Below are 18,293 nucleotides of genomic sequence, written 5' to 3'. Positions count from 1 at the left end.
CTGACCCTTGAGTAACCTTACTCTGAAGTAAATTTACGACCGAGCTGGGAGTTGGACAATGGCCGACCGCTATCTGAACTTCACGGGCACCGCACCCGGCCGCTTCCTCACCCGGAAGCTCGGCCTGCCGCAGCCGTCGGCTCTGCACCGCTGGAGCCCGGAACGCCCCCACCTGGAGGGCGAGTTGCTCCACCTGACGGCGGGCGGCGAGTCCCCCCACACGGCGGAGCTGACCTCGGTCCTGGCGCGCACGCACCTCACACCCACTCCCGGCTCCTCGCGCCCCACGGCGGTCGTACTGGACGCGACGGGCCTGCGCGACACCCCTGACCTCGCCCTCGTGCACGCGGCCCTGCACCCCGTGGTGCGCTCGGTGGCGGAGAACGGCCGCGTGGTGGTCCTCGGCGCCCCCGTCTCGCCCTCCGACCACCACCAGGCGGCGGCACAGCAGGCGTTGGAGGGCTTCGTGCGCTCCCTGGGCAAGGAGCTGGGCCGGGGCCGTACGGCGACGCTGGTCCGCATGCGCTCGGCGGCAGCCGCGGAGTCGACGCTGCGTTTCCTGCTCTCGCCCAGGTCGGCGTACGTGAGCGGCCAGGTGATCGAGGTCGGGGAAGCGGAGCACGGGCCCCTCGACTGGGACCGCCCCCTCGCGGGCCGCACGGCACTCGTCACCGGGGCCGCGCGCGGGATCGGCGAGGCGGTGGCGGAGGTCCTGGCCCGGGACGGCGCGCAGGTGGTCGTCCTCGACGTGCCGTCCGCGCGGCAGGACCTGGTACGGGTCGCCGAGCGGCTCGGCGGTACGGCGCTTGCGCTGGACATCACGGCCGACGACGCCGGTGAGCGCATGGCTTCGGCGCTGGCTCCCGGCGGTCTGGACGTCCTCGTCCACAACGCGGGCATCACGCGGGACCGCAAGCTGGCCAACATGCCGGCGGACCGCTGGAACCCGGTTCTGGACGTGAACCTGACGAGCGTGCTGCGCACGACGGACGCGCTGCTCAAGTCCGGGACGCTGAATCGGGGCGGGAGCGTCGTGGCCACGGCGTCGATCGCGGGGATGGCGGGGAACGTCGGGCAGACGAACTACGCCGCGAGCAAGGCGGGGATCATCGGCCTCGTGCGGGCTCTGGCGCCGGGGGCGCTGGAGGAGTACGGGGTGAGCGTGAACGCGGTGGCGCCGGGGTTCATCGAGACGAAGATGACGGCGGCGGTCCCGCTCTTCATCCGGGAGGCGGGCCGCCGGATGAACTCCCTCGGACAGGGCGGCCTCCCGGTGGACGTGGCCGAAACCACGGCCTGGCTCTCCTCCCCCGCGTCGGCGGCCGTGACGGGCCAGACGATCCGGGTCTGCGGCCAGAGCCTGCTGGGCGCGTAGCTCTCACCTCGACGGGGTTCCGGGGGAGGCTGGCACCTCCGGGCCTTGAGGCGTTCCGGCGGGGATGGGATGACGATCTCCTCCACCAAACCCGCCAAACCCGCCAAACCCACCAAGCCCGGCAGGCGCGCCCCCCACACCCGATGGACGCACGCCTCACGGCACTTGGTCCGCCGAACTCCCCGGGCACACGCGGCACTGGGCCCGCCGAACGCCCCGGACACACACGGCACTTGGTCCACCGAACGCCCGGGTACACGCGGCACTTGATTTGCCGAACGCCCGGGCACACACGGCCCTTGACCCCACGACCCTCCGACCGACCGGCGCCCCAGGGCACTTGACCTCGCTGAACGACCCGACACACACGACCTCGACCCCACGGCCCCCCGAACGACGGGCCGGCGCCCCCGCGTACTCGGCGCCACCGAACAACTCCACACACGCGACCCCCGACCCCACACCCCTCCGAACGACCGCCATCCCTGGGTACTTGACCTCGCTGCACAACCCGGCACACACGCCCCCGACCCCACGGCCCCCCGAACGACCGACCAGCGCCCCCGCGCACTCGGCGCCGCACCCCAGCCCCCTGGGGAGCGGGGCGGGGAGCGGGGTGCGGTCGCTCCCCGTATCCCGACCCCCGAAAGGCCCTCATGCTCGCCCCCCTTCTTCTTCGCGGCGCGATTCTCTCTCCGTTCAAGCGGCCCCGGCCCGACGCCGGGCTTCCCGGCTCGCGTCCCAGCGTCAGGGGGCTGCGGGCCGACGCGGGGCGTCTCGCCGACTACTCCCGGCTCTGCGGCTACCGCACCGCCCCGCACGTCCTCCCCCTCACCTATCCCCACGTCCTCGGCTTCCCCCTGGCCATGCGCCTCATGACCACCCGCGCCTTCCCGCTGCCGCTCCTCGGGCTGGTCCACACGTCCATCGAGATCACCCAGCACCGCGCCCTGACCACGGCGGACGCCCTCGAACTCTCCGTGCACGCATCGAAGTTGAGCCCGCACCGGCGCGGCACCGAAGCCACCCTCGTCACCGAGGCACGCGTCGACGGCACCCCCGTATGGACCTCCAGCAGCACCTACCTGGCCCGTCACCGCACCTCCGCGGGCCCCTCGCCGCAGCAGCCCGCCGGCGACCCGCTTCCCGCCCTCGCCGAGTGGCCGCTCCCCGGGGACCTCGGCCGCCGCTACGGCGCCGCCTCGGGTGACCGCAACCCCATCCACCTGCACCCGGTCACCGCACGGCTCCTCGGCTTCCCCCGGGCCATTGCCCACGGCATGTGGACCGTGGCCCGCTGCCTCGCGGAGTACGACGTCCCCGAAGCGGCCCACGCCCAGGCGGAGTTCAAGGCCCCCGTCCTGCTCCCCGGCACGGTCACCTACGCGGCCGACGGCCCGGACTTCCAGCTCCGGAGTCGCGGCACCGGCTCCCGGGGCGACGCGATCCACCTCACCGGATCCCTCCGCCCGCTCCCCTAGACGGCGCCCCTAGACGGCTCCCGCCGCTACGGGGTCCACCGCCGCCCCTCCATCAACTCACCGAGCCCCGCCCACGCGAAGTTCATCAGCGTCGCCGCCGCCTCCTTGGCGGACACCGACGCGTCACCGTTCGCCCACCCGGCGAGCGACTCCGCCGCGCCCACCAACGCCTGCGCGAGGCCCGCGACCTCCCGTTCCGCGAGCTCCGGCTTCCGGTGCGCCTCCCGTGCCGCCTCCGCGATCAGGGACGTCACGAACGCCACGATCTCCTCGCGCATCACCGCCACCTCGGCGGCGAACGGCTCCCCCTGCGTCCGCGCCTGGTGGTGCAGGACCACCCACGCGTCGGGGCGCTCGGCGGTGTGCGTGAAGAAGGCCCGCAGCCCGTCCCACAACTGCCGGTCGGCGGGCCCGCCCCCGCTCACCCCGCCCCGTACGGCCGCGACCAGAGCGGCGGCCTCCCGGCGGATGCACGCGGTGAACAGCTCTTCCTTGGAGTTCAGGTACAGGTACACCAGCGGCTTTGAGACCCCCGCGACCTCCGCGATCTCGTCCATGGAGGCAGCGCGGTACCCCCGCTGCCCGAAGATCCGTACGGCGGCGTCCAGCATCTGCTGCTCCCGCACGGCCCGCGGCATCCGCTTCTGCCGCTTCCCCGCGGTGCCACCGGCCGCCCCGCCGGCCGCCCCGGCCTTCACTTCGCCCACCCCGGCGCCCGCCTTCCACACCACCTGTGCACAGAGAGGACCAGCCTACGGTCGGCACCGGAGGACCCCCCGGCCAGGATTACGCCCGGCACCCGCCGACCCCACCAGCCGCGCCACCGGTCGCCACCCGGCACCAAGAGCCGCCGCACGCGATGACGCCGCATGACGCCGCATGACGCCAGATGGCGCCAGATGACACCAAGTGGCACCACCCTCCCCACCCACACCACCAGAGGAACCCCCGTCCCTCACCCTGACGCCACGCGACCCGAACCGACACCACCAGCATTTCCGCAGGTCAGGAGGCCAACAGCACACCCAGCCCCACATCCGTCCCCACCTAAGGCGCCACCCCACTTGCGCATGGCGCCATGATGGTGCCATGATGACGTCATGGACCTCACCCCGTATGTCGACACCCTCCGCCGCGAACTCGCGGTGGCCGCCGAGGCCGGCGGGGACGAAGCGCGCGAGCTGGCCGACCGCCTCACCGCTCCCCTGGAGTCGGCGACGCGGCTGACCATGCTCAACGTGCTCTCGGCCGCGATGGACGAGATCACCCGCGAACTCGCCCCGGGCTCCGTCGACGTACGGCTGCGTGGTCTCGACCCCGACTTCGTGGTGACGCTGCCGTCCACCGACGGTGGCGCCATGGCGGAGCCGACCGCCCCCGTCGAACCGTTCAGGGCGCCGGCCTCGATCCCGGCCGAGGGGGACGAAGGCGGCACCGCCCGCGTCAACCTCCGTCTGCCGGCCCACCTCAAGGCCCGCGCCGAAGGGGCCGCGGGGCGCGAGGGCCTCTCGGTCAACGCGTGGCTGATCCGCGCCGTCTCGGCCGCGGTCGACGGAGACGCCCGGCCGCGCACCCCACAGACGCAGAAGACCCCGACGATCGGACAGAGCGTCACGGGCTGGGTGCGCTAGCCACGCCCCCGCGCCGCACGACCCCGCACCACCCTCCCGGCGCGTCACCCACACCACGCGTCACCCACACCACGTCCCACCAGCGGGGACGCCCCAGAGACCCAAGAGGACGGGACAGCCATGCCTTCTTTCGAGACTCCCGAACCGATCTCGGCCACGGCGCACGTGGGCGCAGGATCCATCCAGTTCACCGCGAGCGACCGGTCCGACACCGTCGTCGAGGTCAAGCCGCACGACCCGAAGAAGGACAAGGACGTACGGGCCGCCGAGCAGACCGAAGTGGCGTACGGCGGTGGTGTCCTGACCGTCAAGACCAAGGAGCGCCGCCTCATCGGCCCGTCCGGCGCGGTCGACATCACGGTCGGCCTGCCCGCGGGCTCGCACGCCGAGGTGACCGGCTCCTGGACCCACGTGTTCGGTGAGGGCCGGCTCGGCGAGGTCCGCGTGAAGGCATCGGTCGGCGACGTCCGCCTCGACACCACCGGGCCGCTCCAACTGACCGCGTCCCACGGCTCGATCAGCGTCGACCGGGTCGAGGGCGCCGCCGAGATCACCACCAGCTCCGGCAGCGTCCGCGTCGGTCTCCTCGACGGCACCGCCGTACTGAAGAACTCGCACGGCAGCACGACCATCGGCACCGCGACCGGCGACCTGCGGGTGAGCGGGGCCAACGGCAACATCGACATCGAGCGTGCCGAGGGGTCGGTCACCGCGACCAACGCCCACGGCGTCCTGCGCGTCGGCGAAGTCGTCCGCGGGACGGTCCAGTTGGAGACGAACTACGGCGCCATCGAGGTGGGCATCCGCCGGGGCACGGCCGCCTGGCTGGACGTCAGCTCGGAGAAGGGGCAGGTGCGCAACACGCTCACCGCGTCCGACGTCCCGGAGGAGACCGAGGACACGGTCAAGATCCACGCCCGCACCAAGCACGGCAACATCGAGCTCCGCCACTCCCGCACCTGAGAGCCCCTACGCCTGAGAGCCCCTACGAGCGAGAGCTTCTAGGCCCGAGAGCCCCTTCGTCCGAAAGCCCCTCCGCCTCAGACCGCACCTACCTGAGAGCGCCCACACCCAAGGGCGCACGCGCCGCCTGAGCAACGGCCCCGCAGACGCATCCCCACCCCACCACCTCACCGCCTTCATAAGGAGGACCCCATGCCTTCATCTGTCATGTCCACATCCGGCCAGGACGGCACTCCCCCGGCAGCCGCAACCGCCGTCTCCGCCACCGGACTGCGCAAGGCGTACGGCGACAAGACGGTCCTGGACGGCATCGACCTGCACATCCCGGCGGGCACGGTGTTCGCCTTGCTGGGACCGAACGGGGCCGGCAAGACCACCGCCGTGAAGATCCTGTCCACGCTCATCACCGCCGACGGGGGCCAGGCCCAGGTCGGCGGCCACGACCTCACCACGCACCCCCAGGCCGTGCGGACGGCGATCGGGGTCACCGGCCAGTTCTCCGCGGTCGACGGTCTGATCACCGGCGAGGAGAACATGCTCCTGATGGCCGACCTGCACCACCTGCCCAAGCAGGAAGGCCGCCGGGTCACCGCCGACCTCCTGGCCCGCTTCGACCTCACCGAGGCCGCCAAGAAGCCCGCCTCCACCTACTCCGGCGGCATGAAGCGCCGCCTGGACATCGCCATGACCCTGGTCGGCAGCCCCCGCATCATCTTCCTGGACGAGCCCACCACCGGCCTGGACCCCCGCTCCCGGCACAACATGTGGACCATCATCCGCGAGCTGGTCACCAGCGGGGTGACCGTCTTCCTCACCACCCAGTACCTCGAAGAAGCCGACGAGCTGGCCGACCGCATCGCCGTCCTGAACGACGGCAAGATCGCCGCCGAAGGCACCGCCGACGAACTCAAACGCCTCATCCCCGGCGGCCACATCCGTCTGCGCTTCACCGACCCCACCGCCTACAAGGCAGCCGCCGCAGCCCTCGACGGAACCACCCGCGACGACGACGCGCTCTCCCTGACCATCCCCAGCGACGGCACCCAGCGCGAGCTGCGCTCCATCCTCGACTGGCTGGACGCGGCCGGTGTCGAGGCCGACGAACTCACCGTCCACACCCCCGACCTCGACGACGTCTTCTTCGCCCTCACCGGCCCCACCGACATCCCCGCGCAGCACGCCCAGAACAAGGAGAACGCCCGATGAGCTCCCTCGCCCTCGCCGTCCGCGACTCGTCCACGATGCTGCGCCGCAACCTCCTGCACGCCCGGCGCTACCCTTCCATGACGCTTCAGCTGCTGCTCACCCCGATCATGCTGCTCCTGCTCTTCGTCTACCTCTTCGGCGACGTGATGAGCGCGGGCATCGGCGGGGGCGGCGCGGACCGCTCCGAGTACATCGCCTACATCGTTCCCGGCATCCTCCTGATGACCATCGGCGGCGCCGTGGTCGGGACCGCGGTGTCCGTCTCGATGGACATGTCCGAAGGGATCATCGCCCGCTTCCGCACCATGGCCATCCACCGCGGGTCCGTGCTCATCGGGCACGTCATCGGCAGCGTGCTCCAGTCGGTCCTGAGCGTGGTCTTCGTGGGCGCCGTCGGCGTGGCCATCGGCTTCCGCTCCACCGGTGCCGGCCCCCTGGAGTGGCTGGCCGCGTTCGGCCTGCTCGTGCTCTTCTCCCTGGCGCTGACCTGGATCGCGGTCGGCATGGGTCTGGTCAGCCCGAACGCCGAGGCCGCCAGCAACAACGCCATGCCGCTGATCCTGCTGCCGCTGTTCTCCAGCGCCTTCGTCCCCGTCGACTCGATGCCGGGCTGGTTCCAGCCGATCGCCGAGTACCAGCCCTTCACCCCCACCATCGAGACCCTGCGCGGCCTGCTCCTCGGCACCGAGATCGGCCACAACGGCTGGCTCACCCTCGCCTGGTGCCTCGCGCTCTCCGTGCTCGGCTACTTCTGGTCGAAGGCGGCCTTCAACCGCGACCCGAAGTGACCGCCGGGCCCCGTGCCCACCCCCCGCACGACAACGTGCCCCCGCCCTCGGTCGGTGACCGAGGACGGGGGCACGTTCGCCACGAGCGGGGGGACGTCAGACGGTGGCAGGCACCGGCCGCCGCTCGTCGGCGGGCTCATCGGCGGGGGCGGGCTCGTCGAACGTGTCGAGCGGCGAGGCCGAAGCCCTCTCGTAGGCGTCACGGTCGAGGATCTTCTCGCGGGCGGCGACGATCACCGGGACGGCCGCCTGACCTGCGACGTTCGTGGCCGTGCGCATCATGTCCAGGATCGGGTCGATCGCGAGCAGCAGGCCCACGCCCTCCATCGGCAGACCCAGCGTGGAGAGGGTCAGCGTCAGCATGACGGTGGCACCGGTCAGACCGGCCGTGGCGGCCGAGCCGACCACCGAGACGAAGGCGATGAGCAGGTACTCCTTGATGCCCAGCTGCACGTCGAAGATCTGCGCGACGAAGATCGCGGCGATCGCCGGGTAGATCGCGGCGCAGCCGTCCATCTTCGTGGTGGCGCCGAACGGCACCGCGAAGGACGTGTACTCCTTCGGGACGCCGAGGCGCTCGGTGACCTTCTGGGTGACCGGCATCGTGCCGACCGAGGAGCGCGAGACGAAGGCCAGCTGGATCGCGGGCCAGGCGCCCTTGAAGAACTGGAGCGGGTTGACCTTGGCGACCGTGGAGAGCAGCAGCGGGTAGACGCCGAACATCACCAGGGCGCAACCGACGTAGATGTCGGCGGTGAACGTCGCGTACTTGCTGATCAGGTCCCAGCCGTAGTCGGCGATGGCGAAGCCGATGAGGCCGATGGTGCCGATCGGGGAGAGCTTGATGACCCACCACAGGGCCTTCTGGAGCAGCGCGAGGACGGACTCGCTCAGGTCCAGGATCGGCTGCGCCTTGTCACCGATCTTCAGTACGGCGATGCCGGCGACGGCGGCCATGAAGACGATCTGGAGGACGTTGAGCTCGGTGAACGGCGTGACGACGTCCGTCGGGATGATGCCGGTGAGGAAGTCGATCCAGGAGCCCGAAGTCTCCGGCTTGGAGCCGTCCTTCGGGGTGAGGCCGGTGCCGGCGCCCGGGTTCGTGATGAGGCCGATCGCGAGGCCGATGACGACCGCGATCAGCGACGTGATCATGAACCAGACCAGCGTCTGCGACGCGAGCCGCGCGGCGTTGTTGACCTTACGCAGGTTGGTGATCGACACCAGGATGGCGAAGAAGACGAGCGGGGCGACCGCCAGCTTCAGGAGCCCGATGAAGGTGCTTCCGACCTTGTCCAGGGTGGTGACGAGCCAGGACACGTCCTGGCTGCGGGCCAGCCAGCCGAGCAGGACACCGAGGACCAGACCGCCGAGGATCTGGGCCCAGAAGGGCAGCTTGAGGAAGTTGGGTATCCGGGAGCCGGACTTCGGCTGCTCGACCGCGGGGGTCGGGGATACGGGGGAGTTCGCGGACACGGACACACTCCGGGTAAGGGCGGGGGACGTGAGGGAGCGGCGACCGCGAAGGGGTCAGACGGAACGGCCTTGAGGGCGCCGCTGCAATGCAGATGTCACTTGGTGCTGGTCGCTCGCGCGGTTCAACGACGGCGACGACAGGCCGCGGACATGCAGCGGCAGAGATCGACATGCAGGCGCGCCACGAGCGGGACGCTCATGGCGATGCGGTGCGCGGCTGCTGTCTTCATGTCGAACACGTTAACACTTGAACTTTGAGAACATCAAAGGTCTTGTTTGAGGTAGACGAGGCCAATCAGAGGCGCAGGCACCCCCGGGACGCGAAAAACCCCGGTGCCGGAGCGATTGCTCCGGCACCGGGGCCGAGTTTTCCGAGGGGTCCCTGTGACGAACCTTACGGCTGCGCCCGCAGACGCGGGATCAGGACCGGGAGTGCGACACGATCACGGCGCGGGGTCAGGGCCGGGAGGCGCGGGCGGCGTCGTCGGCCAGGTCCTCCTGGGTGCGGTTCGCCTCCAGGTTGGCCTTGGTGCGCTCGACGCGCTCGACGACCTGGATCGACGCCCGGTCGCGCTCCTTGCGCAGCACCACGAAGCTGATGGGCGCGGAGATGACGAGGGCGAGCAGGAGCACCCAGAGGAGGTTCGAGTCCCCGAGGCCCTTCGGCAGGATCCCGGCGTAGACAAGTCCCCAGACCGCGAAAAAGCAGCCCACGAAGACCCCGAGGCGCATCAGCGTGTAGCGGAGCATGTCAATCCACTCTTCCGTTCCGAAATGGGCCCGAGTAGGACGAGCCCCTCCAGTGAAGCATGGGAGGGGCCGCGCCCAGCAGGGGGGTGAACCCTCAGCCGAGCGGAAGCAGCATGGTGATGTCGTCGCGGTCGTCGCCGGGGGCGACGCGGATCGCGTCGGGCACGCGTCCGACCTCCTTGTATCCGCAGGACGCGTAGAACCGGTCGACCCCGGTGCCGCCCCGGCAGGTCAGCCGGATCGCCTCGATGCCGTCGATCCCCCGGGCGGCGTCGGCCGCCGCGGCCATCAGGTCGCGTCCATAGCCCTTGCCCTGGTGCCGGGGGTGCACCATCACGACGTACAGCCAGAGCCAGTGCTTCATCAGGCGGTGGGAGTTGTACGCGAGGAAGGCGGTGGCGGCGACGGCGCCGTCCTCGTCGTGACCGACGAGGAGCCGGGTGCGTCCGTCGCTCAGCTCGGTCAGGCGCTTGAGCCACTCGGGCCGGATGTCGTCGACCGTGACGGGCGGCACGAATCCGACCGCCCCGTCGGCGTTGGACACGTCGACCCAGAGGGCGAGGACGCCGTCGCGGAGTGCGGGATCAATCTCCGGGTCCAGCCGGAAGGTAAGTGCCATAGAGCAAGATTAACCATTACGGGCCCACCGCCTCAAACGCGTTCCGCATCCCGGACAGGACGGCACGCGGCGCGAACGCGCTGAGCCCCGGCCTGGAGAGGCCGGGGCTCAGCGCGTGCGTGCGTTCGTGCGGGCCCGCGTACGGGGCAGCGGGTCGTCAGACCCGCATCGCCTGCGGCGTCTCCCGGAGCGAGAGGTCGGGTCCCTCGTACTCGCGGATCGACTCGTAGCGGGTGTTGCGCTCCACGGGGCGGAAGCCCGCCTCGCGGATGAGGTCGAGCAGGTCGTCGCGGGTCAGCTTGTTCGGCGTACCGAAGTTGTCCGCGTCATGCGTGATCTTGTACTCGACGACCGAGCCGTCCATGTCGTCCGCGCCGTGCTGGAGCGCGAGCTGCGTCGTCTGGAGGCCGTGCATGACCCAGAAGACCTTGACGTGCGGGACGTTGTCGAAGAGCAGCCGCGAGACCGCGAAGGTCTTCAGGGCCTCCGCGCCCGACGCCATGGTGGTCCGCGCCTGGAGGCGGTTGCGGACCTTGCCGTCCTTCATGTCCACGAAGTCGTGCTGGTAGCGCAGCGGGATGAAGACCTGGAAACCACCGGTCTCGTCCTGGAGTTCGCGCAGCCGCAGCACGTGGTCGACCCGGTGCCGGGGCTCCTCGATGTGGCCGTACAGCATCGTGCACGGGGTCTTGAGACCCTTCTCGTGCGCGAGCCGGTGGATGCGCGACCAGTCCTCCCAGTGGGTGCGGTGGTCCACGATGTGCTGGCGGACCTCCCAGTCGAAGATCTCCGCGCCGCCGCCGGTCAGGGACTCCAGGCCCGCCTCGATGAGCTCGTCGAGGATGTCGGAGGCCGACATGCCCGAGATCGTCTCGAAGTGGTGGATCTCCGTGGCCGTGAACGCCTTCAGGGACACGTCCGGGAGCGCCTTCTTGAGCTCGCTCAGCGAACGCGGGTAGTAGCGCCACGGCAGGTTCGGGTGCAGGCCGTTGACGATGTGCAGCTCGGTGAGGTTCTCGCCCTCCATCGCCTTGGCGAGGCGGACGGCCTCCTCGATGCGCATCGTGTACGCGTCCTTCTCGCCCGGCTTGCGCTGGAACGAGCAGTAGGCGCACGAGGCGGTGCACACGTTGGTCATGTTGAGGTGACGGTTGACGTTGAAGTGCACGACGTCGCCGTTCTTGCGCGTGCGCACCTCGTGGGCGAGACCGCCGAGCCAGGCGAGATCGTCCGACTCGTAGAGCGCGATGCCGTCCTCGCGGGACAGCCGCTCACCGCCCCGGACCTTCTCCTCCAGCTCGCGCTTGAGCCCAGCGTCCATACCCCGGCCGCCTCTCCATGTCTCTATGTCTGCGTATGTCAAGCCCCGCCCACGGTACGCCTACGCTTCTTCCGGCAGCTCCCCGACCCGGTTCTCCCACTTCGTGGAGAGCACGATCGTCGTGCGGGTCCTGGAGACGCCCTTCGTGCCGCTCAGCCGGCGGATCGTCTTCTCCAGGCCGTCCACGTCACTGGCCCGGACCTTGAGCATGTACGAGTCGTCGCCCGCGATGAACCAGCAGTCCTCGATCTCGTGCAGGTCCTTCAGGCGCCGCGCCACGTCCTCGTGGTCGGCGGCGTCCGAGAGGGAGATGCCGATGAGGGCGATGACGCCCAGACCGAGCGAGGCGGAGTCCACGGTCGCGCGGTAGCCGGTGATGACACCCGCCGCTTCGAGGCGGTTGATCCGGTCCGTGACGCTCGGGCCGGAGAGGCCGACGAGCCGGCCCAGTTCGGCGTACGAGGCCCTGCCGTTCTCGCGCAGGGCCTGGATGAGCTGCCTGTCCACGGCGTCCATAGGTGCGATGCCTTTCATTATTCAGCGATACCGCGAGTCTATGTGTAGAATCTAAGGCGCAACAGGGTTTGGACCCTGTGAATCTTTCGGGATTTCAGCAGATCAACAACGATTGTTCAGACGATCTTTCAGGAGTGAGACACCCCGTGTACTCGATCGAGATGGCCTACGCCCGGATGCGCGAGCTGCAGGACCTGGCCAACCGCTCGCGTGCCCACCAGCCCACCCCGCCCAAGGCGGCCGCGCGCCACACGCGGCGCGCCGCCAAGAAGCGCTAACCCCCCGAAGGGGCGGAGCCTGAACCGAGCTCCCCCTTCCACCGGCGGTACAGCCGATGCGGCACCCCTGCCGCGTCGAGCGTCCGCCCGGCGACGAAGTCCACCAGATCCTGGATGTGCGTCGCCCCCGCGTAGAACGCCGGAGAGGCGGGCAGCACCACGGCGCCCGCCTCGTCCAGCGTCACCAAGTGCTTCAGCGTCTGCCCGTTCAGGGGCGTTTCCCGTACGCAGACGACGAGCCTGCGGCCTTCCTTGAGCGTCACGCTCGCCGACCGCTGCAACAGGTCCTTCGAGAGCCCGAGCGCCACCCCGGCCACGCAGGCCGTGGACGCGGGCACGATCAGCATCCCCTTGGTCGCGTACGACCCGGACGAGGGACCGGCGGCCAGATCACCGGCCGGCCAGTACCGCACGCCGTCCACCGGCACGTCGAAGGTCTCCGGCTTGCCGTCGGCGCCCCGGCCGAGCCACTCCCGCAGATCCTCCTGCCAGTGGGCGTCCCGGAAGGCGATGCCCGTCTCGTCGAGGATCGTCAGCCGCGAGGCCCGCGAGACCACCAGGTCCACGCTCTCCCCGGCCGCGAGCAGCGCCCGCAGCACGGCTGCGGCATACGGGGTCCCCGATGCCCCCGAGACCCCCACGATCCAAGGCTTACGCTGCGTATCTCCTGGCTTCACACCGTGAGCCTAGACGGTCAGACCGCGCACCAGCAGATCGAGCAGCGCGCACACGAACAGGGCGATGCCGATGAAGCCGTTGACCTGGAAGAAGGCGCGGTTGAGCCGCGAGAGGTCGTGGGGCTTCACGATCGAGTGCTCGTAGACGAACGCTCCGGCGACGATCACGAGTCCGAGCCAGAGGAACGGTCCCGCGCCGGTGTCCGCGGCGTACCAGGCGAACAGCGCGGTGGTCACGAGGTGGCAGCCGCGGGCGCCCCGGACGGCGGCGGGGATGCCGAACCGCGCGGGCACCGACTTCACGCCGACCTCGCGGTCCGTCTCCACGTCCTGGCAGGCGTAGATCAGGTCGAAGCCGCCGATCCAGACGCCGACCGCGAGCCCGAGGATGACGGCCTGCCAGGACCACTCGCCGGTGATCGCGATCCAGGCGCCGACCGGCCCCATGGCCTGCGCGAGACCGAGGATGGCCTGCGGGAAGTTCGTGAACCGCTTGCCGTAGGGGTAGACGACCATCGGGATCACCGCGATGGGCGCGAGCGCCAGGCAGAGCGGGTTGAGCAGGGCCGCGGCGCCCAGGAACACGACGAGCGCGACCAGCGCGCCGGTCCAGGCGGACTTCACCGAGACGGCACCCGTGACGAGCTCGCGGTGCGCGGTGCGCGGGTTACGGGCGTCGATCTCCCGGTCGATGATGCGGTTGGCGGCCATGGCGAAGGTGCGCAGGCCGACCATGCAGATCGTGACCAGGAGCAGCCGGCCCCAGTGGATGTTCCCGTCCAGCTGGAACATCGCGGTCAGCGCGGCGATGTACGCGAAGGGCAGCGCGAACACCGAGTGCTCGATCATGACCAGCCGCAGGAAGGCCTTGACCTTGCCGGGCGGGGCGGGCTCGGGCCCGAAGAGTTCCGGAGTCGCTGAATCAGCACTCATCTTTAGAGCCCGTACTCCTTCCAGCGGCGGTCGACCTTCGACGCCGTCTCCGGGTCGGACTCGACCATGTTCGGCCAGCCCCCGTCCCGGGTGTAGCCCTCCTCGGGCAGCTTCTTCGTCGCGTCGATGCCCGCCTTGCCGCCCCAGAACTGCTGGTAGGAGGCGTGGTCGAGATGGTCGACGGGACCTTCGGCCACCGTCAGGTCGCGCGCGTAGTCGGTGTTGCCGAGCGCGCGCCAGGAGACCTCGTGCAGGTCGTGGACGTCGCAATCCTTGTCCACGACCACGATCAGTTTGGTCAGCGACATCATGTGGGCGCCCCAGATGGCGTGCATGACCTTCTGCGCGTGCTTGGGGTACTTCTTGTCGATCGAGACGATCGCGCAGTTGTGGAACCCGCCGGACTCCGGCAGGTGGTAGTCCACGATGTCCGGGACGATCACCTTGAGGAGCGGCAGGAAGAACCGCTCGGTGGCGCGGCCGAGGGGCCCGTCCTCCGTGGGCGGGCGGCCCACGACGATCGACTGGAGCAGCGGACGCTTGCGCATCGTCACGCAGTCGATCTTCAGGGCGGGGAACGGCTCCTGCGGGGTGTAGAAGCCGGTGTGGTCGCCGAAGGGGCCCTCCGGCAGCATCTCGCCCGGCTCCAGCCAGCCCTCGATGACGACCTCGGCGTGCGCCGGGACCTGGAGCGGGACCGTCTTGCAGTCGACCATCTCCACGCGCTTGCCCTGGATGAACCCGGCCAGCATGTACTCGTCCATGTCGCCGGGCAGCGGCGCGGTCGAGGCGTACGTGACGGCGGGCGGACAGCCGAAGGCGATCGCCACGGGGAGCTTCTCGCCCCTGCGGGCGGCCACCTGGTAGTGGTTGCGGCTGTCCTTGTGGATCTGCCAGTGCATGCCGATGGTGCGCTTGTCGTGGCGCTGGAGGCGGTACAGACCGAGGTTGCGCACCCCGGTGTCCGGGTCCTTGGTGTGGGTCAGGCCCAGGTTGAAGAAGGAGCCGCCGTCCTCGGGCCAGGTGAAGAGCGCGGGCAGCTTCTCCAGGTCGACGTCGTCGCCGGTGAGCACGGTCTCCTGCACGGGCGCGTTGTCGGACTTCACCTTCTTCGGCGGGACGTGCGTCATCGCGCCGAGCTTCCCGAAGGCCTCGCGCACGCCGACGAAGCCGTGCGGCAGCTCCGGCTTGAGGAGGCCGCCGATCTTGTCGCTGATCTCGGCGTACGACTTCAGGCCGAGCGCCTTCAGGAGGCGGCGGTCCGTGCCGTACACGTTCATCGCGAGGGGCATCGCCGAGCCGCGCACGTTCTCGAAGAGGAGCGCGGGGCCGCCGGCCTTCTGGACGCGGTCGGTGATCTCGCCGACCTCCAGATACGGATCGACCTCGGCCTTGATGCGCTTGAGATCGCCCTCGCGCTCCAGTGCACGGAGCAGGGAGCGAAGATCGTCGTAAGCCATGCGTTCCAGTATCGGTCACCGGCTACCCTGGCCCCGTCACCGGGGCTCGTACGCCGCCCTTCCTTCGTCGCTTGGGGAATCGCGCCACCATGCTCAGGTATCTGCCGTTCCTGCTGGTCCTGGCCGTGTGGATCTACGCCTTCATCGATGTCCTGAACACTCCGGAAAAGGAGATCAGGCATCTGCCGAAGGTGGTGTGGGTCATCATCGTGCTGCTCTTCGGGGAAGTCCTCCTCGGCCCGATCGCCTGGTTCGCCACCGGCAAGGTCCGCAAGACCCCTGCCGCGGGGGGTGGCCCGCGCGCCGGGCGCGGCGGACAGTGGGTGGCACCGGACGACAACCCCGAGTTCCTGAAGTCCCTCGGGGACGAGGACCCGGGCAAGGACCCCGACGAGAAGAAGCGGGACAAGGGCACGGAGAGCTGATGATGGAACTGCGGCTGCTCGTCACCTTCGAAAAGGTCGCGTCGGTACTCAGCTTCACGCAGGCCGCGGCCGAGCTGAAGTACGCCCAGTCCAGCGTCACCAGCCAGATCCGCGCCCTGGAGTCCTCGCTCGGCGCCGAGCTCTTCGACCGGCTCGGCAGCCGCATCCGGCTCACGGAGGCCGGCGAGCGCCTGCTCCCCTACGCCCGGCAGATCATCGAGCTGACGGACGAGGCGCGGGCCGCGGTCGTCGACGCCGGAGAGCCGAGCGGTGCCATCGCGGTCGGCACGATGGAGTCCCTGACGTCCTACCGGCTGCCCCCGCTGCTCGAACTCTTCCACCACCGCTACCCCAAGGTGCAGCTCTCGCTGCGCCCCACGCTGGGCGACGAGACCCGCCAGGCGCTGCGGCAGGGGACGTACGACGTCGGGTTCCTGATGGAGCGGGAGACCGAGCACGCGGGCCTGGAGACCGAGGTCCTCGCCGAGGAGCCGCTGGTCCTGGTCTGCGCGCCGACGCATCCGCTGGCCGGGCACGGCGGGGACTCGCTCGCCACCGGCGATCTGGCGGCGGTGCAGCTGGTCGGCACGGAGCCCGGCTGCCCCTACCGGGATCTGTTCGAGGACGAGCTGCGGGTACGCAACGGCGCCCCGCCGCCCTTCATGGAGTTCGGCACGATCGAGGCCACCAAGCGAGGAGTCGCCGGTGGCCTCGGGGTGGCGCTGCTGCCGCGGATGGCGGTGCGCGAGGAGCTGACCTCGGGTGTGCTCCTCGCGCTGCCGTGGGAGCCGCCCTTCGTCCTGCACACGCAGCTGGCGTGGCGGGCGGGCAAGCGGCTTCCGGCTCATGTGCGGCTCTTCATCGAGCAGTCGGTACGGCTGGTGCGGGAGCAGGCAGCGGAGTCGCGGACGACCGCGAACCAGTGATCACTTTGGCCTGCCCGGCCCGGTTGACCTTCAGGCTGGCCAGGACGATCAGCGGTACGCCGAGCGCCTGGACGAGTCCGATGTGGTGCCCGTAGACGGCCCAGTCGGCGACCATCGCGACCGCCGGGTAGGTGAAGGCCAGTACGGCGATCTTGGCGGTGGGCAGCTTGGCGTACGCCGCGTACATCAGGACGTACATCAGGCCGGTGTGGATGACGCCGAGTCCCACGAGCCAGGCCCAGCCGGCGCCCGTTCCGCTCATCGCGCCGAAGTCCGCGAAGGGCAGCAGCAGCGGGATGCCGACGACGACCTGGACCAGGGCGATGAGGTGCGGGCGTACGCCGGTGATGCGCTTGGTGACGAGCGTGGACAGGCCGTAGAGCAGCGCGGCCACGAGCGCGAGGCCGATGCCGGCGAGGGAGCCGAGGTCGCCGGGGCGCACCCCGGAGACGAGGACGAGCCCGGCGAAGGCGGTCGCCAGCCACATCAGCTGGTGCCTCGTGAGCCGCTCGCGGAAGATGACCGCGCTGAGCAGCACCAGCAGGAACGGCTGCGTGTGGTAGACGACGGTGGCCAGGGAGATCGAGGTCGCCTCGTACGCCTTGAACAGGAACACCCAGTTGAAGACGATGAACGCCCCGCCGAGCGCGGCCAGGCCGAGCTTCTTCGGGGTGAGGCCGTGGTCGCGGAAATAGCCGCGGGCGAAGGCGTAGGCCCCCAGGGCGAGGGCGCCGAAGAGCACGCGGAAGAAGACGACGTTGAAGGCCGAGGCGCCGGACTCGACGACGAAGATGCCGAGCGTGCCGGAGAGCGTCATCGCGGCGGTGAGTTGGGCCGTGCCCTTGTTCTCTGAGGTCATGCCCAAGAAGCTACGAGCGGACGTATGCGCGGGTCCACGAGCCAGTGGGGCGTCCTGCCGATGGGGTCATCGGCAGGGACGATGGCCCTGGTCGAGGCCCGGACGAGAGGTGCGCACATGGACATGGACATGGACCAGGAGCAGGCTCGCGCGTGGCTCGCGACCGCCGCCGACGAGGCGCGGCAGGGCCTCGCGGAGGGCGGCGTACCGGTCGGGGCGGCGCTCTACGGCGCGGACGGGGCGCTGCTGGGGCGCGGGCGCAACCGACGTGTCCAGGAGGGCGATCCGTCCCTGCACGCGGAGACGGCGGCGTTCCGGGCCGCGGGGCGGCAGCGCACGTACCGCGGGACGACGATGGTGACGACCCTGTCCCCGTGCTGGTACTGCAGCGGTCTGGTCCGGCAGTTCGGGATCTCGCGGGTGATCGTGGGCGAGGCGCGGACGTTCCAGGGCGGCCACGACTGGCTCGCGGAGCACGGCGTGGAGATCGTGATCCTGGACGACCCGGCGTGCGCGGCGCGGATGCGGGAGTTCGTCACCGCCCACCCGCGGCTGTGGCACGAGGACATCGGTCTCGACGGGCCCTCGTAGCCGCCCCGGGGAAGTCCG

Annotated in this window: 20 protein-coding genes; 10 read left to right on the top strand and 10 right to left on the bottom strand. The window is 70.2% G+C overall.

Annotated elements, in window-relative coordinates; all coding sequences use genetic code 11:
• Positions 1–58: 58 nt before the first annotated feature.
• On the top strand, positions 59–1,375 hold the full coding sequence (locus tag QBL25_RS23840; RefSeq protein WP_409059038.1) for a 3-oxoacyl-ACP reductase: 1,317 nt from the start codon (positions 59–61) through the stop codon (positions 1,373–1,375).
• Positions 1,376–2,031: 656 nt separating this feature from the next.
• Entirely contained in the window at positions 2,032–2,856 is an 825-nt protein-coding gene (locus QBL25_RS23835) for a MaoC family dehydratase (RefSeq protein WP_409059037.1), read from the top strand.
• Positions 2,857–2,882: 26 nt separating this feature from the next.
• Here the strand turns inward: QBL25_RS23835 and QBL25_RS23830 are convergent, their stop codons facing one another.
• Entirely contained in the window at positions 2,883–3,494 is a 612-nt protein-coding gene (locus QBL25_RS23830; protein WP_409062754.1) for a TetR/AcrR family transcriptional regulator, read from the bottom strand.
• A 462-nt stretch (positions 3,495–3,956) separates the two neighbouring features.
• Between QBL25_RS23830 and QBL25_RS23825 the strand changes: the two genes are divergently transcribed.
• The 4 genes from QBL25_RS23825 to QBL25_RS23810 all read left to right on the top strand — a co-directional run bounded on the left by QBL25_RS23825 (position 3,957) and on the right by QBL25_RS23810 (position 7,444).
• Positions 3,957–4,487, top strand: a complete 531-nt coding sequence (locus tag QBL25_RS23825) for a hypothetical protein (RefSeq protein ID WP_409059036.1) — start codon at positions 3,957–3,959, stop codon at positions 4,485–4,487.
• Between the two features lie 120 nt (positions 4,488–4,607).
• A complete protein-coding gene (locus tag QBL25_RS23820) occupies positions 4,608–5,450 on the top strand; it encodes a DUF4097 family beta strand repeat-containing protein (RefSeq protein ID WP_409059035.1) in 843 nt (280 codons plus the stop codon).
• A 192-nt stretch (positions 5,451–5,642) separates the two neighbouring features.
• Positions 5,643–6,656 carry an ATP-binding cassette domain-containing protein gene (locus QBL25_RS23815; protein ID WP_409059034.1) on the top strand — a complete coding sequence of 338 codons (1,014 nt, stop codon included), beginning with the start codon at positions 5,643–5,645 and terminating at the stop codon, positions 6,654–6,656.
• On the top strand, positions 6,653–7,444 hold the full coding sequence (locus tag QBL25_RS23810; protein ID WP_409059033.1) for an ABC transporter permease: 792 nt from the start codon (positions 6,653–6,655) through the stop codon (positions 7,442–7,444). The genes QBL25_RS23815 and QBL25_RS23810 overlap by 4 nt, the downstream gene beginning before the upstream one ends.
• A gap of 96 nt (positions 7,445–7,540) precedes the next feature.
• On the opposite strand, the gene QBL25_RS23805 is transcribed toward QBL25_RS23810, so the two are convergent.
• From QBL25_RS23805 to QBL25_RS23785, 5 genes are all read right to left on the bottom strand, one after another.
• Positions 7,541–8,920 carry a dicarboxylate/amino acid:cation symporter gene (locus QBL25_RS23805; protein WP_409059032.1) on the bottom strand — a complete coding sequence of 460 codons (1,380 nt, stop codon included), beginning with the start codon at positions 8,918–8,920 and terminating at the stop codon, positions 7,541–7,543.
• A 456-nt stretch (positions 8,921–9,376) separates the two neighbouring features.
• Positions 9,377–9,670 (bottom strand): DUF4229 domain-containing protein, encoded by a 294-nt coding sequence (locus QBL25_RS23800; RefSeq protein WP_409059031.1) that lies wholly within the window; start codon positions 9,668–9,670, stop codon positions 9,377–9,379.
• Positions 9,671–9,764: 94 nt separating this feature from the next.
• Positions 9,765–10,289, bottom strand: a complete 525-nt coding sequence (locus QBL25_RS23795; RefSeq protein WP_409059030.1) for a GNAT family N-acetyltransferase — start codon at positions 10,287–10,289, stop codon at positions 9,765–9,767.
• 157 nt (positions 10,290–10,446) lie between these two features.
• The gene (mqnE, locus tag QBL25_RS23790) at positions 10,447–11,610 is read right to left on the bottom strand and encodes an aminofutalosine synthase MqnE (RefSeq protein WP_409059029.1); all 1,164 of its coding nucleotides are present in this window, start codon (positions 11,608–11,610) and stop codon (positions 10,447–10,449) included.
• Between the two features lie 60 nt (positions 11,611–11,670).
• Entirely contained in the window at positions 11,671–12,126 is a 456-nt protein-coding gene (locus QBL25_RS23785; RefSeq protein ID WP_351174121.1) for an Lrp/AsnC family transcriptional regulator, read from the bottom strand.
• A 134-nt stretch (positions 12,127–12,260) separates the two neighbouring features.
• Between QBL25_RS23785 and QBL25_RS23780 the strand changes: the two genes are divergently transcribed.
• Positions 12,261–12,404: a hypothetical protein gene (locus tag QBL25_RS23780; protein ID WP_409062975.1), complete on the top strand. Its 144-nt coding sequence runs from the start codon at positions 12,261–12,263 to the stop codon at positions 12,402–12,404.
• On the opposite strand, the gene QBL25_RS23775 is transcribed toward QBL25_RS23780, so the two are convergent.
• The 3 genes from QBL25_RS23775 to QBL25_RS23765 are packed head-to-tail and all read right to left on the bottom strand — an operon-like array spanning position 12,401 to position 15,474.
• Positions 12,401–13,081 carry a UbiX family flavin prenyltransferase gene (locus tag QBL25_RS23775; RefSeq protein ID WP_409059028.1) on the bottom strand — a complete coding sequence of 227 codons (681 nt, stop codon included), beginning with the start codon at positions 13,079–13,081 and terminating at the stop codon, positions 12,401–12,403. The genes QBL25_RS23780 and QBL25_RS23775 overlap by 4 nt on opposite strands.
• A gap of 9 nt (positions 13,082–13,090) precedes the next feature.
• Positions 13,091–14,014, bottom strand: a complete 924-nt coding sequence (gene mqnP / locus QBL25_RS23770) for a menaquinone biosynthesis prenyltransferase MqnP (protein ID WP_409059027.1) — start codon at positions 14,012–14,014, stop codon at positions 13,091–13,093.
• Between the two features lie 2 nt (positions 14,015–14,016).
• The gene (locus QBL25_RS23765) at positions 14,017–15,474 is read right to left on the bottom strand and encodes a menaquinone biosynthesis decarboxylase (protein WP_409059026.1); all 1,458 of its coding nucleotides are present in this window, start codon (positions 15,472–15,474) and stop codon (positions 14,017–14,019) included.
• Positions 15,475–15,563: 89 nt separating this feature from the next.
• Here QBL25_RS23765 and QBL25_RS23760 point away from each other — a divergent pair, with 89 nt between their 5' ends.
• Complete coding sequence (locus QBL25_RS23760) at positions 15,564–15,899, top strand: PLD nuclease N-terminal domain-containing protein (protein WP_409059025.1); 336 nt, start codon at positions 15,564–15,566, stop codon at positions 15,897–15,899.
• Between the two features lie 2 nt (positions 15,900–15,901).
• A complete protein-coding gene (locus QBL25_RS23755; protein ID WP_409062753.1) occupies positions 15,902–16,825 on the top strand; it encodes a LysR family transcriptional regulator in 924 nt (307 codons plus the stop codon).
• On the opposite strand, the gene QBL25_RS23750 is transcribed toward QBL25_RS23755, so the two are convergent.
• Positions 16,758–17,684, bottom strand: coding sequence for a DMT family transporter (locus QBL25_RS23750; protein ID WP_409059024.1), 927 nt, complete (start codon positions 17,682–17,684; stop codon positions 16,758–16,760). The two genes, QBL25_RS23755 and QBL25_RS23750, sit on opposite strands and share 68 nt — an antisense overlap.
• Positions 17,685–17,813: 129 nt before the next feature.
• On the opposite strand from QBL25_RS23750, the gene QBL25_RS23745 reads away from it, so the two are divergent.
• Positions 17,814–18,275: a nucleoside deaminase gene (locus tag QBL25_RS23745; protein ID WP_409062752.1), complete on the top strand. Its 462-nt coding sequence runs from the start codon at positions 17,814–17,816 to the stop codon at positions 18,273–18,275.
• The last annotated feature ends 18 nt before the right edge of the window (positions 18,276–18,293 follow it).

Source organism: Streptomyces sp. SYP-A7185, assembly GCF_046103685.1.
In the GTDB taxonomy this organism is placed as follows: domain Bacteria; phylum Actinomycetota; class Actinomycetes; order Streptomycetales; family Streptomycetaceae; genus Streptomyces.
Note: the sequence above shows the minus strand (reverse complement) of the source record. Positions and strands in the feature narration are given on the sequence as shown.

What these genes read in the sequence shown, in the direction of transcription:
- QBL25_RS23840 (WP_409059038.1), top strand. Translation starts at nt 59, where the DNA reads ATGGCCGACCGCTATCTGAACTTCACGGGCACCGCACCCGGCCGCTTC.
- QBL25_RS23835 (WP_409059037.1), top strand. Translation starts at nt 2,032, where the DNA reads ATGCTCGCCCCCCTTCTTCTTCGCGGCGCGATTCTCTCTCCGTTCAAG.
- QBL25_RS23830 (WP_409062754.1), bottom strand. Translation starts at nt 3,494, where the DNA reads ATGCCGCGGGCCGTGCGGGAGCAGCAGATGCTGGACGCCGCCGTACGG.
- QBL25_RS23825 (WP_409059036.1), top strand. Translation starts at nt 3,957, where the DNA reads ATGGACCTCACCCCGTATGTCGACACCCTCCGCCGCGAACTCGCGGTG.
- QBL25_RS23820 (WP_409059035.1), top strand. Translation starts at nt 4,608, where the DNA reads ATGCCTTCTTTCGAGACTCCCGAACCGATCTCGGCCACGGCGCACGTG.
- QBL25_RS23815 (WP_409059034.1), top strand. Translation starts at nt 5,643, where the DNA reads ATGCCTTCATCTGTCATGTCCACATCCGGCCAGGACGGCACTCCCCCG.
- QBL25_RS23810 (WP_409059033.1), top strand. Translation starts at nt 6,653, where the DNA reads ATGAGCTCCCTCGCCCTCGCCGTCCGCGACTCGTCCACGATGCTGCGC.
- QBL25_RS23800 (WP_409059031.1), bottom strand. Translation starts at nt 9,670, where the DNA reads ATGCTCCGCTACACGCTGATGCGCCTCGGGGTCTTCGTGGGCTGCTTT.
- QBL25_RS23795 (WP_409059030.1), bottom strand. Translation starts at nt 10,289, where the DNA reads ATGGCACTTACCTTCCGGCTGGACCCGGAGATTGATCCCGCACTCCGC.
- mqnE (WP_409059029.1), bottom strand. Translation starts at nt 11,610, where the DNA reads ATGGACGCTGGGCTCAAGCGCGAGCTGGAGGAGAAGGTCCGGGGCGGT.
- QBL25_RS23785 (WP_351174121.1), bottom strand. Translation starts at nt 12,126, where the DNA reads ATGGACGCCGTGGACAGGCAGCTCATCCAGGCCCTGCGCGAGAACGGC.
- mqnP (WP_409059027.1), bottom strand. Translation starts at nt 14,014, where the DNA reads ATGAGTGCTGATTCAGCGACTCCGGAACTCTTCGGGCCCGAGCCCGCC.
- QBL25_RS23765 (WP_409059026.1), bottom strand. Translation starts at nt 15,474, where the DNA reads ATGGCTTACGACGATCTTCGCTCCCTGCTCCGTGCACTGGAGCGCGAG.
- QBL25_RS23760 (WP_409059025.1), top strand. Translation starts at nt 15,564, where the DNA reads ATGCTCAGGTATCTGCCGTTCCTGCTGGTCCTGGCCGTGTGGATCTAC.
- QBL25_RS23755 (WP_409062753.1), top strand. Translation starts at nt 15,902, where the DNA reads ATGGAACTGCGGCTGCTCGTCACCTTCGAAAAGGTCGCGTCGGTACTC.
- QBL25_RS23750 (WP_409059024.1), bottom strand. Translation starts at nt 17,684, where the DNA reads ATGACCTCAGAGAACAAGGGCACGGCCCAACTCACCGCCGCGATGACG.
- QBL25_RS23745 (WP_409062752.1), top strand. Translation starts at nt 17,814, where the DNA reads ATGGACCAGGAGCAGGCTCGCGCGTGGCTCGCGACCGCCGCCGACGAG.